Raw genomic sequence first — 14,617 nt, 5'->3', positions numbered from 1 at the left:
ACACGCCCTTTTCCGGGTTTCTCGCCGGGGAGGGGTGGGAAAGCAGTGCCGGGGGGGGGGGGGTGGCCTGGTGAGGGGCGCAAACCTCCCAAAAAAACAAAACCCCCCCCCCCCCCCCCCCTTCGACGCCGCTGCCGGCCATGACGGCGGCGGCGTACTGGCCCACCGCCGTCAGCGGCTTGAGGATCAGGAACCAGAGCAGCAGGTAGACGCACAGCACCAGCGTCAGGTCGAGCACGACGATGACGCCGACGATGGCCAGCAGGCGCTGGCGCAGTTCGCCGTGCAACTGCGCCGGCGAGGCGTACACGCTGACGCTGCCGATGACCTGGCCGGCGGCCGAGATGGTGCGCTGCTCGAGCAGCAGGCCGGGCTGGTTCGGCAGCGTGCCGTCGAAGGCGCCGCCGGCGTCGCGGCTGAGCACGTAGCGGCGCTTGCCCGAGGCCGGCGCGACGACGCTGGCGTACAGGTCGTGGTTGTTCAAGCTGCTCTTCATGATGGCGCGGATCTGGCTCTCGTCGAAATTCCACACCGGCAGCTCGACGGCCACCGCCAGCTCGTCGGCGCTGACCGCCAGCGCCTTGTGCAACTGGGCCCAGCGCTGGTCGCGCTCGGACTGGTAAAAGAAGGTCGCGAAGGCCACCAGCACCAGCGTGACGACGGCCGCCAGCGCGACGCTGACGACGAGCGCGATGGAGACGGTGCGGCCGTGCTCGCGGCGGCGCTTGCGCTTGCGCTCTAGCATAGGGGGATCGCCTCATGGCGGCAGCGCTCTACGGGCCGGCGCCGGCCCGCGCGCGCGCCCTGGCGCGCCCGCGCCGCGCCTGTCGCCTTGTCATCAGTGCTCATCTCCGCCTTCGCTCGTATCGGCCCGCTTGACGCGCGGCGGCCGGTCCGGCCGCGGCTGTGTCTGGAACATGATAGCGCCGCGCGCCCTGGCCGTCCATGCCTGCGGGCATCATTTCCAGGCCGCCCCGGGGTTGTTGCGCGGTTTACGCGCCGTCCTTGACGAGGTCCTGGCAGGCCAGCGCGGTGCTCAGGTAGACCGGGCCGCGCAGTTCCTGCAACAAGGTGCTGTGCTTGAGCCGGTCCATCACCGGCCCCTTCACCTCGGCCAGGTGCAGCGCCACGCCGCGCGCCGCCAGCGCCCGGTTCAGCTCGGCCAGGCCGAACAGCGCGGTGCTGTCGATCTGGTTCACCGCCGACAGCACCAGTACCAGGTCGCGGCTGGCCGGGCGGGCGCGCAGCTCTTCTTCGACGCGCACGCAGACGGCGTCGACGTTGCCGAAGAACAGGCCGGCGTCGATGCGCAGCACCAGGATATGCGGCAGCGTCACGGCGGCGTGGCGCTCGATGTTGCGATAGTGTTCGCTGCCGGGGATGCGCCCGAGCACCGCGATGTGCGGCCGGCTGGCGCGCCAGATCAGCGCGCCCATCGACAGCAGCACGCCGATGACGACGCCGGCCTCGACGCCCAGCAGCAGCACGCCGGCGCTGGTCGCCAGCAGCGCCAGCGCGTCGCTGCGGTCGTAGCGCCAGGCGTCGCGCAGCGTGGCCGCGTCGAGCATGCCGGCGACGGCGAAGATGATGGTGGCCGCCAGCACCGGCAGCGGCAGCAGCGCCAGCCAGCCGGTCGGCGCCACCAGCGCCAGCGCCAGCAGCGCCGCCGTGACGATGCTGGCCAGCGGTGTGTGGGCGCCGGCCGAGAAGTTCACCGCCGAGCGCGACATGCTGCCGGTGACCGGGAAGCCGCCCGAGACGGCGCTGGCCAGGTTGGCCGCGCCCAGTCCCAGCAGTTCGCGGTTGGTCAGCAGCTTCTCGCCGCGTTTTTGCGCCAGCGTTTGCGCCGCCGACATGCTCATGAGGAAGACGATGAAGGCGATCAGCAGCGCCGACGACAGCAGCGTGCGCCAGTGCGCCGGCGAGGCCGCCAGGCCCAGCGTGGGCAGGCCGGACGGCACGTGGCCGGTGGTGCGCACGCCGGCGCCGGCCAGGTCGAACGCGGCCACCAGCGCGGTGGCGCCGATCACCAGCAGCATCGGCGCCATGCGCGCGCCGGTGTCGGCGGCGGCCGCGCCGCATCCGCCGCGGCGCAGCAGCGCGGCGCCGTAGCGCTTGGCCAGCCACAGCAGCAGCAGGCTGCCCAGGCCGAGCAGCGCGCTGGGGCCGTGCCAGCGCGGCAGGCTGGCGCCCAGCAGCGCCGGCACCTGCCCGACGACGATGACGATGGCGGCGCCGTTGCTAAAGCCCGAGATCACCGGGCGCGACAGGAAGCTGGCCAGAAAGCCCAGCCGCAGCACGCCGCACAGCAGCAGCAGCGCGCCGCTGATCAGCGCCAGTTGCGCCGCCAGCGTGAGGTACAGCGCCGAGCCGGGGTCGGCCATCGGCGCCAGCGCGGCGGCCGTCATCAGCGAGACGATCGCCATCGGTCCGACCGACTGCGTCATGCTGCTGCCGAACAGCGCGTACAACACCGGCGGCAGGATGCTGGCGTAAATCCCGGCCACCGGCGGCAAGCCCGCCACCAGCGCGTAGGCCATGCCCTGCGGGATCATCATCATCGCCACCACGACACCGGCCGTGAGGTCGCCGGCCAGCAGCGCGCGCCGGTATTGCCTGAGCCATAGCAGCATGGTCGTGTTCCGTTTTTGAAAGGCGCAAGCCTACCACGCGGCGCGCCACGGCGACAGCCCCGGCCGGGGCTAAGCGGCAAACGCCTATCCCTTATTTGCCGACCTTGCCGGGCAACGTCAGCGCGCCGGACGCGACCTTGAAGACGTCGACGACGCACAGCAAGGGGCTATGCACGCTCGCGTTGACCCGAAGCGCCGCTGCCACGCCATCGAAAGCGGATTCGGCAACGACACCGATATCGTCGAACGGCACCCGGACTTCAAGCGTATTGCCTTTGAATACGGGACTGTAGCCCGGGCTATCGATAAGCAGAGGAAGCCCGGGCCAGGTCTTCGGCAGCGCCGGCTTCGCCCCTTCAGGAATGTCGATGACTTTGAGAGCCCCCTTGCCGCAGGCATCATCCGTTTGGAGCACCACCCAATGCGAATGCCACAGATCGCCGTCGTTAGCCAGGTCGCCGTCGCCATTTTCATCGTACAGTGGGGTATCGTCAAAATCCGGGTGCGAGGTCACGGCAAAGGCAAGTATACCCGCGCCCTTGTCGAACCCGACGACCGACGGATCCATGGTAGTTGGCCAAACATACGAAAAAACGCTGCTGCCGGCCAATTTCCCAACCTTGGTGGGATGCGACTTGCCGGCTTTGCCCGATACCGCAATATGAAAAACCGCCGTGTTTCCTTCCTTGGCGATCCGCGTATGGACAATGTCGAACGAGGCGTTGACACCTTTGGCGGAAGCGGTTTGAATGCCGCCCGCGTGGCCCTGGTGGGCTTGGGCGGTGCAGACGCAAAGGAACAGCGTTGCGGCGATTACGGGTGTGAAAAATGTCATGTATTCTCCTATTCGGTGGGTTTGATGTGATTAAAGCCGGCAAGCGCCATCGTCGCAGTGAGAGCCATCGGCCGTCTCGGCGACTAGTTGAGCGATGAGGGCGCCGACCCGCATGTCGTCGGCGATGCCGAAGATCTTCTGGCGCAGCACGCCGCTTCGATCAAACAGGAGCAGCGTCGGCGTGCCGCGCAACTGATACCTGTCCATCGTCTGCGGCACCGGCCCCTTATCCGACGGCCGGTCTATACCGATCGGAAAATCGATCCGGTATTCGTGGATGAACACCTCCAGTGCCGCAGGGGTCATCACGGCATGATGTTCGAAAACGGTATGCAGACCCAACACTTCGACGTCGTCCCGCGCAAAGGTTTCCCGTACTTTCTTGGCCTGGGGAATACCGTGCGACACACAAGCCGGGCACAACATCTGGAACGCATACACCGCCACGACCTTGCCGCGCAAGGCGGCAAGGCTGACCGGGCCGTGGGCGTTGAGCCAGGCCGCCACCTCGAATTCCGGCGCGGCGTTCACGCTGCGCGGGATCATTTGGCGCGCAGCGTCACGTGTGGAAAGTCGAGCGGAACGGCGAAGGCGACGTTCACATAGTTGGTGAACAGGTTCAGCGCGATATGTCCCATCATTTCCATGACGTCGCCATCCGTGAAACCGACGTTGCGAAGCGACTCGACGTCGGCGCCCTGGATCTGCGCCGCGGGGGAATTGGCAAGGGCCCGGAACATGTTCGGCGTCGCGCCGAACGCGGCGTGGACTTGCTCAAGCAATGGACGCGCTTCGGCGCGTGCGCCGTCCTGGGTCAGAAGTTCAATGCGGGACATAATTTTTCCTTTTTTAAATGGCCGGAGACAAAATGAGGAGAGCGGCCACGTCGCCCCATAAAATAGGAGTCCTAACTATATAGCGCAAAAAAAATCAGGCGAACACGTCCCAATTGCGGCGCTCAGCCGCCGCATCCGTGGGTAGATGCTCCGCGCAATCAATTCTTAAAAACGCGATGGGCAACGGCGCCTTGACGAGGGCGCAGTGATGCGGCGCCGGGGCGCCTGGATAGACGTTAGGCTCAAAGTAACGGCACGACAGGCAAGCGCGCAATGCGGGAAAGCGTTCACTCTTTTGTAACTGCGCAATCAACTTGAACAGCCCCACCAGCAGTTGGCCCTGCACTTCGGCATCCAGCGCGGCGGCGGCATCGTCCGCAAAACTGACGGCCGTCGTCATTCTCTCGACCAGACCTTTCCCCTGCTCGGTCAGCCAGAGCGCACTTGCACGACCGTCGTCTTCGGCGCGGGCCTTCCTCACCAATCCTTTCTTCTCCAACGCGGCGACGGAATCGCTGGCGCTAGCGGCGGAAACGGATAACTGGGCGGCAAGCCAGGAAAGACGCACGCCCTGCGTGCGCCCATTCAACAGTTGCAAAATTTCGGCTTGGGCCGGATTGAGATTCTCGGCGGTCGCAAATTCCCACATTCCCGCCCGCAACACACTGGAGACGCGGCTAATCGCGGCAATGATGCGGGCCGATATGTCCGGCGTGCCGTCCCAAGGGGTTTCAGGTTTGATGTCCATGGCCGCATCATAGCACGGCCGAGCAATTAATCAAGAGTCCTACGTAATTTTATTGCACCAACGGCATGTGGCCTATTCGCGCGAGAACGGCATGCCTCAGGCTACCACCGTCGCGTTGGCGGTGCCAATGGCCGCGCAGCAGCAGGCGCTGTGGTGCCCGTACCATGCCGCCGCCAGCGAGAGCGCGAGCGACGCTTACGGCGCGGCCAGTTGCACGCGGTTGCGGCCGCCGTCCCTGGCCTGCTCCAGCGCGCCGGCCAGGCGCGCCAGCAAGGCCCCGCCGTCCTCCTCGCCGCGCAATTCGGCCACGCCGACGCTAATGGTAGCGCCCTCGCCGCCCGGCATCTGCGCCGCCGTCGCGGCGGCGCGGATTTTTTCGGCCATGGCGGCCGCGCCGGGCGCCTCGGTGTGCGGCGCCAGGACCAGGAAGGTGGCCGCGCCGACGCGGGCCAGCGCGTCGGCGCCGCGCAGCGTCGCCTGGGTCGCTTCGGCCAGCGCCTTCAGCGCCAGCTCGGCGTGCGGGCGGCCGTGGCGCGCGGTAATGTCGTCGAAGCCGTCGAGTTCGAAGCTGATCAGGCTCAGCGGCACGACGTAGCGGCGCGCCCGGCCGATCTCCCGCGCCAGCCAAAACTCGCCCTGGCGCGCGTTGCCCGCGCCGGTCAGCGGATCGGTACCACTGGCTTGCTCCAATTGCCCGTGCAACTCGTCGTTGCGGCGTTTCAGCTCGCCCATCGCCAGCCCTAAGCTGATCAGCTGCGCCAGGCTGGCGAAGCAGGCGAACTGCTCGCGCGAGAACGGCATGCGCCGGTCGAACATCAGGCACAGCGCGCCCTGCGCGGCGGCGCCGGCGTCGGGCGCCAGCGGCAGCCCCAGCACCATCTGCACGTCCTTGTCGTACAGGCTCACCGCCAGCTCCGGGTCGCCGCACTTTTCCGGCGCGTCCAGCAGCGCCAGCGCGCCGTTGGCGGCCGCCAGCAACGGCGGGAAGAGCTCGCGCAGCGGCGACTGCAGCAAGCGGTCGCCGCGCTGCAGCAGGCGGCGCAGGTCGAGGTGGTTGCGCGACTCCTGCGCCAGCAGTTGCAGGTCGCCGCGCGCGCAGCTGGAACAAGGCGCTGTGGCGCACGCCGGGGAAGGCGCACAGCGCCAGGCAGATCTGTTCAGCCACCCGCGACGGGTCGGCCGCGTCGGCCAGCACGCGCTGCACGCTGCGCTGGATCGCCAGCAGCTCGCGCAGCTCTTTTTCCTTGGTCTGCAACTGGAACTGGATCAGTTCCGGCCCCGGCGCGCGCTCGATTTGCTGCAGCGCCTGCCGCACGCACTGTTGCAATTCGCTGCCGTTGGCCGGCGTGATCAGGTATTGCAGCGGCCCGTAGGCCATCAGCTCCGGGATCCAGGCGGCGCCCGCGAACGGGCACAGCAACAGGGTCGGCGCGCCGCCGCGACTACGCACCAGCTCGCCGACGCCGGCCAGGTCGGCCGCGCGGTCGAGCTGGCCGACGTCGACCACCAGCAGGTCGACGCGGCGCCGTACCAGCTCGGCCGCGCCCTCGCCGGCGCTGTCGCACAGGCACAGGCGTTCGAACAGCTCGCCGCACTCGCGCTGGAACTCGGCGCGACGCGCGCCGTCGGGGTGCACATACATCGCCACGTTTTTCGGCTGCCACTGCGCCATGATGCCTCCCTATCAATGTTTTACTGCCATGCCCGTAGTGTGCCATAAGTACAAAAAAAACAAGGCTCTACGGCGTCATTATTTGCGCTTTGTGAGGAAGCGCACCGTCCGTTCGGCGCTCTAGGCCAATACTGGACCCCTCAGTCCAAGGAGAACGAGATGAGCACATCGGAGAACAAGACGCCCGACGCGGCCGCCAACAAGCAGCGCGCGGTGCAGCACGAACAGGACAGCCGCGACGCCCAGGCCCATGCGCAGACGCGCCAGGGCGGACGCGAGCGCGCCAGGGCGCCGGTGCAAACCGGCGTGCGCGACTACCCGACCGGGCCGCTGCCGGCGCAGCACCTCGACAAACCCGGCATCGAGGCGCAGATGCAGCTGCGGCCGCAGTTTCTGGCGCCCGACTACTGCGGCAGCGGCAAGCTGACCGGCCAGGTGGCGGTGATCACCGGCGGCGACTCCGGCATTGGCCGCGCGGTGGCGGTACTGTACGCGCGCGAGGGCGCCGACGTCGCCATCATCTACCTCAACGAGCACGAGGACGCCAACGAGACCAAGCGCTACGTCGAGGCCGAGGGCCAAAGCTGCCTGTTGCTCGCCGGCGACGTGCGCGATCCGCAGTTTTGCCACAACGCCTGCGCCCAGGCGGCCGCGACGTTCGGGCGCATCGACATCCTGGTCAACAACGCCGCCTTCCAAGAGCACGCCGAGTCGCTGCTGGAACTGAGCGAGGAGCGCTTCGACCTGACCATGAAGACCAACGTCTACGGCTACTTCCACATGGCCAAGGCGGTGCTGCCGCACCTCAAGCGCGGCGCGGCCATCATCAACACCGGCTCGGTGACGGGGCTGAAGGGGTCGAAGAAGCTGCTCGACTATTCGACGACGAAGGGGGCGATCCACGCGTTCACGATGTCGCTGGCGGCCAACCTGATCGACCAGGGCATCCGCGTCAACGCCATCGCGCCGGGGCCGGTGTGGACGCCGCTGAATCCGGCCGACCAGAGCGCCGAGAAGATCGCCAAGTTCGGCCAGGACACCAGCATGCACCGTCCGGCCCAGCCGGAGGAGCTGTCGCCGGCCTACGTTTTCCTGGCCTCGGCGGCCTGTTCCAGCTATATCACCGGCATCGTGCTGCCGATTACCGGCAGCATCGGGGAGTAGCGCGTGGCCCGCACGCTGTGGAAGGGCGCGATCAGCTTCGGCCTGGTGCACATCCCGGTCGAGCTGTACTCGGCCGTCAAGGAGAACGAACTCGACCTGACGATGCTGGACCGGCGCGACTTCGCCCCGGTCGGCTTCAAGCGCTATAACAAGCAGAGCGGCCAGGAGGTCGGCTGGGACAACATCGTCAAAGGTTACGAGTACAGCGAGGGCGAATTCGTCGTGCTGTCGGACGAGGATTTGAAGCGCGCCAACATCGAGGCCACCCAGACCATCGACATTCTGGCCTTCGTCCACGCCGAGGAGGTGCCGCTGATTTACTACGAGCATCCGTACTACCTGGCGCCGTCGCGCGGCGGCGACAAGGTGTATGCGCTGCTGCGCGAGACGCTGCGCCGGGGCGGCAAGATCGGCATCGCCAACGTTGTCATGCGCACCAAACAGCACCTGTGCGCGCTGGTGTGCATCGGCGAGGCGATCGTCCTCAACACGCTGCGCTACCATGACGAGATCCGCGCCGCCGACGAGCTGAAGCTGCCGGCGGCGACGTCGAAGGCGGCCGGCATTTCCGACAAGGAGTTGCAGATGGCGCTGTCGCTGGTGGACGGCATGACCGAGGCTTGGCAGCCGGAGCAATATCGCGACACCTACCGGGAAGACATTCTGGCGCTGGTGGAGCGCAAGATCGCGGCCAAACAAACCAAAACGATCACGGCGGCGGCGCCGGCGAAACGCCAGGCCGGCTCCGGCAACGTTATCGACCTGGTCGCGCTGCTGCAGCAAAGCCTGGGCAAGAAGCCCGGCGCGGCGCGCGCGCGCGGCGATGGTGACGCCGATGGCGACGCCGCGCCGGTCAAAGTCAAAAAGCCGGCCGCGAGGAAGGCCGCGGCCAAGACGCCCGCGGCAAAACCGCGCACCGCAAGCCGTAAAACCGGGTAAGGCCGGCGACGTCAATTGAAGCAACGACAAGCAGTGCGAATGAAGTCGACAGAGCCATCGCGCGGACCGCGCGTCGAATTACAACAACAGAAACTATATTATGATTACAATCGGGCGCATACGGCGCCGCACGCGGCGCCGCCCACTTGACACTTACATAAAGACTACGACTACATGCGCCTCCTCATTTCCCTGATTTTTCCGTGGCTGACCTTCTTCACCATCGGCCGTCCGATCGCCGGCATCATCTGCCTGATTTTGCAGATCACCCTGATCGGCTGGATTCCAGCGGCGATCTGGTCGGTCTACGCGTTGAGCCAGTACAACACCGACAAGAAGATCGCCGAGGCGCTGCAACAGCGCAGCTAAGGCCACTGCGGCGTATCTGCCGCAACGCCAGCACCCCGTTATTCGAAATAACACGTTGTTACAGGGCATCGCTTTTGGGGAGCGGGTGGAAATTGGCGCAACTGGCCGAAGTGGTCTCCCCGTTCGGCCAAGAAACTCAGTCGTAGAATTGCATGCCGGTGTAGGGAAGTTTCCGGCACTGCGCGATTCTGGAATCCATCGATCCCACGTGCGCCTCAAGCTTGTGGCCGTCCGGGTCAAGAAAATACACGGAGTCGCCTTCACTACGATTCAATTTCCATTCTTTTATCCCCTCAACTTCCAGACGCTGCCGAAACTGAGGCAATTCGGACTGTTGAATAGAAAAAGCGTAATGGGTGTACTCATGGCTATTTTCACCCGAACGTACCGTGTCAAGCGACAGGCACAACCATAGTTCGCCAACAGAAAGATATGCACCGGCATCCCAGCTTGCGTGCAGCCGGAAATTTAACAGACGGGAGTAGAATTCGACGCTTTTCGATATGTCCGTGACGGCGAGGGTTAGGTGGTTGATTCCAGTTAGCACAGAAGTCCCCGGATGAGCATCTTGAAAATATGATTTTACCAAAGCCAATCTCGCTGCTTACCGCCGCGTGAGTTCGGCGCGCGCAACGCGCATCAAGTCACGCCGCGCATACCGCGCCCCGGATCTCGCGTAATACCAAACCTAAGCGCCCTTGTGTTGGCGCGGATCGAAACCCAGCCTTTTCATCGCCGCCGTCAGACTGCGCGCGCTCTTGGCGTAGGCGGCCCACGGCTCGTTGCCGCGGTCCAGGCGGGTATGCACGGTGGCCACCGTCCACTGGTCGCCCCGTTTGACGGCGGCCAGCTCGTCCCAGTCCAGCGGCACCGAAATGCCCAACCCCGGCCGGGCCCGCGCCGACCAGGCGCACACCGTGGTCGCGCCGCGGCCGTTGCGCAGATAGTCGATGAAAATTTTGCCGACCCGGTTGGACGGGCCGCTTTTCAGCACGAAACGCTCCGGTATGGTCTGCGCCATGTGCGCCACGACCGCTTGCGAAAACGCCTTCACCACGTCCCAGCCGTAAAACGGTTTGATCGGCACCACGACGTGCAAGCCCTTGCCACCGCTGGTTTTCAGGAACGACTGCAAGCCCAGTTCGTCGAGCATCGCCCGCATCAGCCGCGCGCCCTCCTGGATTGCCTTCCACTCGACGTCCTTGCCGGGGTCGAGGTCGAAGACGATGCGGTTCGGCGTCTCGTAGCGCGCGGCGAAGGCGTTCTGGGTGTGCAACTCGACCACGTTCCACTGCGCCGCGCCGAGCAGGCCCTGCAGCGTCGCCACTTCCAGCATCGGCGCGTGTTCCGGGTCGAGCGCCGCGTCGAGCTGCGTGACGCCGGGCAGCTTGCCGCTGTCGGCGTGCTTCTGGAAAAACAGCTCGCCGCCGACGCCCGACGGCGCCCGCACCAGCGACACCGGGCGCGCCTTCAAATGCGCCAGCATCAGTTGGCCGACCAGCGCGTAGTAGCGCACCAGGCCGATCTTGGTGGTGCCGCTGTCGGCGTCGATAAGGCGCTCGGGGTTGCTCACCTTCAGGCCGGGCGGCAAACTGCCCTTGACGCCCGGCCGGTCGACACTGTCCATGCCATCCTCCATATGCAAGGGAATTTCGCGGGTGATCGCGCTCGGCTTCTTGTCGGCGCGCAGGCCATGGAATACCGCGTGGCGCAGCGAGCCGCCCCGGGTCCACTCGGAAAAGCTGACCTCGGCCAGCAATTGCGGCTTGACCCAGTGCGATTTCCTGGCGATCTCGGCACAGGCTTCGAAGGGGGATTGCTCGCTGTCGAGCCGCGCCAGGCGCCGCTTCAAGTCGCGCAGCGCGGCCTCGTTGAAGCCGCTGCCGACGTTGCCGGCGTAGCGCAGCCGGCCGCGCTCGTCGTAGGTGCCCAGCAGCAAAGCGCCGATGCCGGTGCGTCCGCCCTGCGGATCGGTGTAGCCGCCGATGACGAACTCCTGGCGCTGGCCGCATTTGAGCTTGATCCAGTCCGCCGAGCGCCGCGTCACGTAGGGCGAACCGCGGCGCTTGCCGATCACGCCCTCCAGCCCCAGCTTGCAGGCGGCGGCGACGATGTCCTGCGGCGCGGCGTCGAGCTGGACGCTGAAGCGCACCGCCGGCTGTTGCGGCGCCCGTTCCAGCGCGCCCTGCAGCAAGGCGCGGCGCGTCTCCAACGGCAGCGGGCGCAGGTCGCGGCCGTCGAGGAAGGGCGCGTCGAACAAAAAATACACGATCTCGGCGGTGGACTCGTCGTCGAAGGCTTGCTGCAGCAAGCCGAAGTAGGGCCGCCCCTGCTCGTCGTGGACGACGATTTCGCCGTCGTACCAGCCGCACGGCAGCCCCATCCGCGCCAGCGCCGCGCGCAAGGGTTCGAGCTTGCGGCTCCAGTCGTGGCCGTTGCGGGTGAATAATTGCACGCGCTCGCCGTCGATGCGGCTGAGGATGCGGTAGCCGTCGAATTTCAGTTCGAACAGCCAGTCCTCGGCCGACGTCGGCGCAGCGTCCACCAGCGTCGCCAACTGCGGCGCCAGCGTGGCCGGCAACGCCACCGGTTCCAGCTCCGCCGGCGGCGCGGCGGCGCCCTGCCGAGCCGCGGCCGGGCCGGCCGCTTGGGCGCGCGTCGGCGTCGGCAGCGCCTTGACGCTGTCGGGCATTTCATCGACCACGCTGAACTCGGCCGCCGGGCGGGCGAAACCGTCCTTCTCTTTGATCAGCAGCCAGGGTTGCTGTTTTTCGCCCTTGCCCTTCATGCGCACCAACACCCATTTGCCGTGCATCTTGTGTCCGTGCAGCTCGAACTTCAGATTGCCGGCGGCGTAAGCCTGGTGCGGTTCCTCCAGCGGCTGCCAGGTGCCCTTGTCCCAGATGACCACCTTGCCGGCGCCATATTGATGCTCGGGGATCGTGCCCTCGAAACTGGAGTAGGAAATCGGATGATCCTCGACGTGTACCGCCATCCGCTTGTCCTTGGTGTCGTAGCTCGGCCCCTTGGGCACCGCCCAGCTCTTCATGGTGCCGTCCAGTTCCAGGCGGAAATCGTAGTGCAGACGGCTTGCCCAGTGCTTTTGGATCACGAACGACAAGCTGGCGCCCTGCTCGCCGCCGTCGGCCGGCTCGGGCGTGACGTCGAAGTTGCGCTTGGCTTTATAGGTTTTCAGTGCGTCCGTCATAGCTGGCCCGTGGTTGGCGACGATTCCAGTCTACGGCGCGGCGCCGGGGCACACGGTACGCCAGCTAACAGAGCGGTGCGGCGGATTAAGCGCGCGACGGATTGCGCGGCTTCGGGCGAGCGTGGCCGACAATCGTGCGTCCACCTTCTCCGAAGCCGATTGTAAGCGGATGTAATAGCCGTCAACGCGGCGGACTCGGCCCGCGTTCTTTGCTCATGAGACGGGAATTGACCCGCTTGATGAACACCACCACTTGAGGCCTGCAACATGAAAAAAGTAATCGCTACCCTGATCGCCGCACTGTTCGCAACCGCCGCGTTTGCCACGACGCCGGCACCGGCTGCGGCGCCTGTCGCCTCCGCCTCCGCCCCGGCCGTTGCCGTCGTCAAGGCCGACGCCAAACAAGCCAAGGAAGTGGCCAAGGCGGACGCCAAGGAAACCAAGGCTGTCGTCAAGGCCGACGCCAAAGAAGCGGTAGCCGTGGCCGGCGCGACAGCGGACGTCGCCGGCGCCAAGGCCGACGCCAAAGTCAGCAAGGCCAAGGCCCACCGCAAGGCATCGAAAGCAAAGGCAAAAGCCCACGCCGATGCGGCGAAAGTCGAAGCCAAGGAAGCCGCGCCAGCGCAGTAAGCCCGGGCTTTCGCAGCACCGATACGCGGGCCGGCGCAGTCAACGATTGTAAGCGGATGTAATACAGGTCAACCCGCCGCGCCGGCCAAACGTTTTTAGCTCAGCAGCACCGAATTGCACAACAACTCACTTACCGCCAAAGGACTACACCATGCATAAAGTAATCGCCACCTTGATCGCCTCCCTGTTCGCAACCGCAGCGTTCGCCGTCACGCCAGCGCCTGCCGCGGCGCCTGTTGCAGTCTCCGCCGCCGTCTCCGCGCCTGGCGTTCCTCTGCTCAAAGCCGAAGCGAAACAAGCCAAGGAAGCGGCCAAGGCCGACGCCAAGGAAACCAAGGCGGTCGTCAAGGCCGACGCCAAAGAAGCGGTAGCTGTCGCCGGCGCAAAAGAAGAAGTCGTCGCCGCCAAAGCCGACGCCAAGGTAAGCAAGGCCAAGGCGCATCACAAGGCAGCCGACACGAAAACAAAAGCCGCCGCCGACGTCGCCAAAGCCGACGCCAAAGAAGTCAAGGCCGACGCGCATGTCGCAGCGAAAGTCGACGCAACCGCGGCGACCCCGGCCAAGTAACTCGCACCTTCAGCCACGACGCCATGGCCGGCAAAATGAATTGCAAACGGGACGTAATTGATGTCAACGCGCAGCGCCGGCCGAACGTTTTAGGCTGAGCAGCACCGAATCGAACACACAGCACAACCCTATCCCACTAAAGGACTACGCCATGAAAAAAGTAATCGCTACCCTGATCGCCTCCCTGTTCGCAACCGCGGCGTTCGCCACCACCCCGGCCGCATCGACGCCTGCCGTGCCGGTCGTCAAAGCCGAAGCGAAACAAGCCAAGGAAGTGGCCAAGGCCGACGCCAAAGAAACCAAGGCGGTAGTCAAGGCTGACGCCAAAGAAGCGGCGGCCGTGGCCGGTGCGAAAGAGGACGTTGCCAGCGCCAAAAGCGACACCAAGGTCAGCAAAGCCAAAGCCCATCGCAAGGCGGCCAAAACCAAGGCCAAAGCCAAAGCGCACACCGACGAAGTGAAAGCGGAAGCGGTGCCGGCGGTGCCAGCGGTGCCAGCGAAGTAATTCTTCGGTAGGTGAATGGAAAAAGACAGGTTCGCCTGTCTTTTTCCATTGGCGCGGGCGCTTGCTTGCGCCGCCGCTTACGAAGCGGCCTCGTCAAGCATCCAATCGCGCAGTTGCAGCGCCTCCGGGCGCGCCAGCGAGCGCTCGGGGTAGGCCAGGTAGTAGCCGAGCCGGCCTTTCATCGCCGCTGGGAATACCTGGACCAGCCTGTTCGCCGCCAAATCGGCGCGTACCAGCGCCAGCGGCGCCAGCGCCAGGCCGGCGCCGGCGCGCGCCGCCTCCAGCACCGCGTTCGACTCGACGAACACCGGTCCGCGCGCCGCCAGCGCCGGCGCAAAACCGGCCTCCGCCAGCCATACGCGCCAGTCGCCGCGGTGCTCGTCGTGCAGCAGCACGCACGCCCCCATCTGTTCGGCGTTGCGGGGGGGGGGGCGGGGGGCGTGGGGGCGAGCGGAGAGGGTTGGGGCGAGAGGTGGCGGTGATCATATCACCGTATGTCGGGTACGTTGT

Annotated in this window: 15 protein-coding genes and 2 pseudogenes; 7 read left to right on the top strand and 10 right to left on the bottom strand. The window is 66.0% G+C overall.

Going from position 1 to position 14,617, the window contains the following annotated elements:
- From ACFDR9_RS23945 to ACFDR9_RS23915, 7 genes and pseudogenes are all read right to left on the bottom strand, one after another.
- Window positions 1-745: pseudogene (locus ACFDR9_RS23945) on the bottom strand (hybrid sensor histidine kinase/response regulator); the annotation flags it as partial.
- Between the two features lie 247 nt (window positions 746-992).
- Complete coding sequence (locus ACFDR9_RS23940; RefSeq protein WP_409032575.1) at window positions 993-2,633, bottom strand: SulP family inorganic anion transporter; 1,641 nt, start codon at window positions 2,631-2,633, stop codon at window positions 993-995.
- Between the two features lie 91 nt (window positions 2,634-2,724).
- Window positions 2,725-3,468: a hypothetical protein gene (locus ACFDR9_RS23935; protein ID WP_409032574.1), complete on the bottom strand. Its 744-nt coding sequence runs from the start codon at window positions 3,466-3,468 to the stop codon at window positions 2,725-2,727.
- A 30-nt stretch (window positions 3,469-3,498) separates the two neighbouring features.
- Window positions 3,499-4,014 carry a peroxiredoxin family protein gene (locus tag ACFDR9_RS23930; RefSeq protein ID WP_409032573.1) on the bottom strand — a complete coding sequence of 172 codons (516 nt, stop codon included), beginning with the start codon at window positions 4,012-4,014 and terminating at the stop codon, window positions 3,499-3,501.
- A complete protein-coding gene (locus tag ACFDR9_RS23925; RefSeq protein WP_409032572.1) occupies window positions 4,011-4,304 on the bottom strand; it encodes a hypothetical protein in 294 nt (97 codons plus the stop codon). The genes ACFDR9_RS23930 and ACFDR9_RS23925 overlap by 4 nt, the downstream gene beginning before the upstream one ends.
- 94 nt (window positions 4,305-4,398) lie before the next feature.
- Entirely contained in the window at window positions 4,399-5,052 is a 654-nt protein-coding gene (locus ACFDR9_RS23920; RefSeq protein ID WP_017875899.1) for a MarR family winged helix-turn-helix transcriptional regulator, read from the bottom strand.
- 195 nt (window positions 5,053-5,247) lie between these two features.
- Window positions 5,248-6,066 (bottom strand): GGDEF domain-containing protein, encoded by an 819-nt coding sequence (locus tag ACFDR9_RS23915; RefSeq protein WP_409032571.1) that lies wholly within the window; start codon window positions 6,064-6,066, stop codon window positions 5,248-5,250.
- 100 nt (window positions 6,067-6,166) lie between these two features.
- On the opposite strand from ACFDR9_RS23915, the gene ACFDR9_RS23910 reads away from it, so the two are divergent.
- The 4 genes from ACFDR9_RS23910 (at window position 6,167) to ACFDR9_RS23895 (ending at window position 9,196) form a co-directional block, all read left to right on the top strand.
- Complete coding sequence (locus tag ACFDR9_RS23910; RefSeq protein ID WP_409032570.1) at window positions 6,167-6,772, top strand: hypothetical protein; 606 nt, start codon at window positions 6,167-6,169, stop codon at window positions 6,770-6,772.
- A gap of 111 nt (window positions 6,773-6,883) precedes the next feature.
- Window positions 6,884-7,888, top strand: a complete 1,005-nt coding sequence (locus ACFDR9_RS23905) for an SDR family oxidoreductase (RefSeq protein ID WP_409032569.1) — start codon at window positions 6,884-6,886, stop codon at window positions 7,886-7,888.
- A gap of 3 nt (window positions 7,889-7,891) precedes the next feature.
- Window positions 7,892-8,827, top strand: a complete 936-nt coding sequence (locus ACFDR9_RS23900) for a Ku protein (RefSeq protein ID WP_409032568.1) — start codon at window positions 7,892-7,894, stop codon at window positions 8,825-8,827.
- Window positions 8,828-9,001: 174 nt separating this feature from the next.
- Window positions 9,002-9,196: a YqaE/Pmp3 family membrane protein gene (locus tag ACFDR9_RS23895; RefSeq protein ID WP_017875902.1), complete on the top strand. Its 195-nt coding sequence runs from the start codon at window positions 9,002-9,004 to the stop codon at window positions 9,194-9,196.
- Between the two features lie 136 nt (window positions 9,197-9,332).
- On the opposite strand, the gene fos is transcribed toward ACFDR9_RS23895, so the two are convergent.
- Together fos and ligD are read right to left on the bottom strand one after the other, a co-directional pair.
- The gene (fos, locus tag ACFDR9_RS23890) at window positions 9,333-9,743 is read right to left on the bottom strand and encodes a fosfomycin resistance glutathione transferase (RefSeq protein WP_409032576.1); all 411 of its coding nucleotides are present in this window, start codon (window positions 9,741-9,743) and stop codon (window positions 9,333-9,335) included.
- A 141-nt stretch (window positions 9,744-9,884) separates the two neighbouring features.
- Entirely contained in the window at window positions 9,885-12,404 is a 2,520-nt protein-coding gene (gene ligD, locus ACFDR9_RS23885) for a DNA ligase D (RefSeq protein ID WP_409032567.1), read from the bottom strand.
- A 267-nt stretch (window positions 12,405-12,671) separates the two neighbouring features.
- Between ligD and ACFDR9_RS23880 the strand changes: the two genes are divergently transcribed.
- The 3 genes from ACFDR9_RS23880 to ACFDR9_RS23870 all read left to right on the top strand — a co-directional run bounded on the left by ACFDR9_RS23880 (window position 12,672) and on the right by ACFDR9_RS23870 (window position 14,107).
- Complete coding sequence (locus ACFDR9_RS23880) at window positions 12,672-13,034, top strand: hypothetical protein (protein WP_409032566.1); 363 nt, start codon at window positions 12,672-12,674, stop codon at window positions 13,032-13,034.
- 151 nt (window positions 13,035-13,185) lie between these two features.
- Window positions 13,186-13,602, top strand: a complete 417-nt coding sequence (locus ACFDR9_RS23875; protein WP_017875905.1) for a hypothetical protein — start codon at window positions 13,186-13,188, stop codon at window positions 13,600-13,602.
- 151 nt (window positions 13,603-13,753) lie between these two features.
- Window positions 13,754-14,107: a hypothetical protein gene (locus ACFDR9_RS23870; protein WP_017875906.1), complete on the top strand. Its 354-nt coding sequence runs from the start codon at window positions 13,754-13,756 to the stop codon at window positions 14,105-14,107.
- Between the two features lie 77 nt (window positions 14,108-14,184).
- On the opposite strand, the pseudogene ACFDR9_RS23865 reads toward ACFDR9_RS23870, so the two are convergent.
- Window positions 14,185-14,523: pseudogene (locus ACFDR9_RS23865) on the bottom strand (LysR substrate-binding domain-containing protein); the annotation flags it as partial.
- Between the last annotated feature and the right edge of the window lie 94 nt (window positions 14,524-14,617).

It is taken from the genome of Janthinobacterium sp. CG_23.3 (assembly GCF_046115965.1).
Lineage (GTDB): Bacteria > Pseudomonadota > Gammaproteobacteria > Burkholderiales > Burkholderiaceae_D > Janthinobacterium.
This window is presented reverse-complemented; position numbering and strand designations above follow the sequence as displayed.

Bases quoted from the DNA above. Each gene is read 5' to 3' on its own strand.
- ACFDR9_RS23940 (WP_409032575.1), bottom strand. From the start codon at position 2,633: ATGCTGCTATGGCTCAGGCAATACCGGCGCGCGCTGCTGGCCGGCGAC.
- ACFDR9_RS23935 (WP_409032574.1), bottom strand. From the start codon at position 3,468: ATGACATTTTTCACACCCGTAATCGCCGCAACGCTGTTCCTTTGCGTC.
- ACFDR9_RS23930 (WP_409032573.1), bottom strand. From the start codon at position 4,014: ATGATCCCGCGCAGCGTGAACGCCGCGCCGGAATTCGAGGTGGCGGCC.
- ACFDR9_RS23925 (WP_409032572.1), bottom strand. From the start codon at position 4,304: ATGTCCCGCATTGAACTTCTGACCCAGGACGGCGCACGCGCCGAAGCG.
- ACFDR9_RS23920 (WP_017875899.1), bottom strand. From the start codon at position 5,052: ATGGACATCAAACCTGAAACCCCTTGGGACGGCACGCCGGACATATCG.
- ACFDR9_RS23905 (WP_409032569.1), top strand. From the start codon at position 6,884: ATGAGCACATCGGAGAACAAGACGCCCGACGCGGCCGCCAACAAGCAG.
- ACFDR9_RS23895 (WP_017875902.1), top strand. From the start codon at position 9,002: ATGCGCCTCCTCATTTCCCTGATTTTTCCGTGGCTGACCTTCTTCACC.
- ligD (WP_409032567.1), bottom strand. From the start codon at position 12,404: ATGACGGACGCACTGAAAACCTATAAAGCCAAGCGCAACTTCGACGTC.
- ACFDR9_RS23880 (WP_409032566.1), top strand. From the start codon at position 12,672: ATGAAAAAAGTAATCGCTACCCTGATCGCCGCACTGTTCGCAACCGCC.
- ACFDR9_RS23875 (WP_017875905.1), top strand. From the start codon at position 13,186: ATGCATAAAGTAATCGCCACCTTGATCGCCTCCCTGTTCGCAACCGCA.
- ACFDR9_RS23870 (WP_017875906.1), top strand. From the start codon at position 13,754: ATGAAAAAAGTAATCGCTACCCTGATCGCCTCCCTGTTCGCAACCGCG.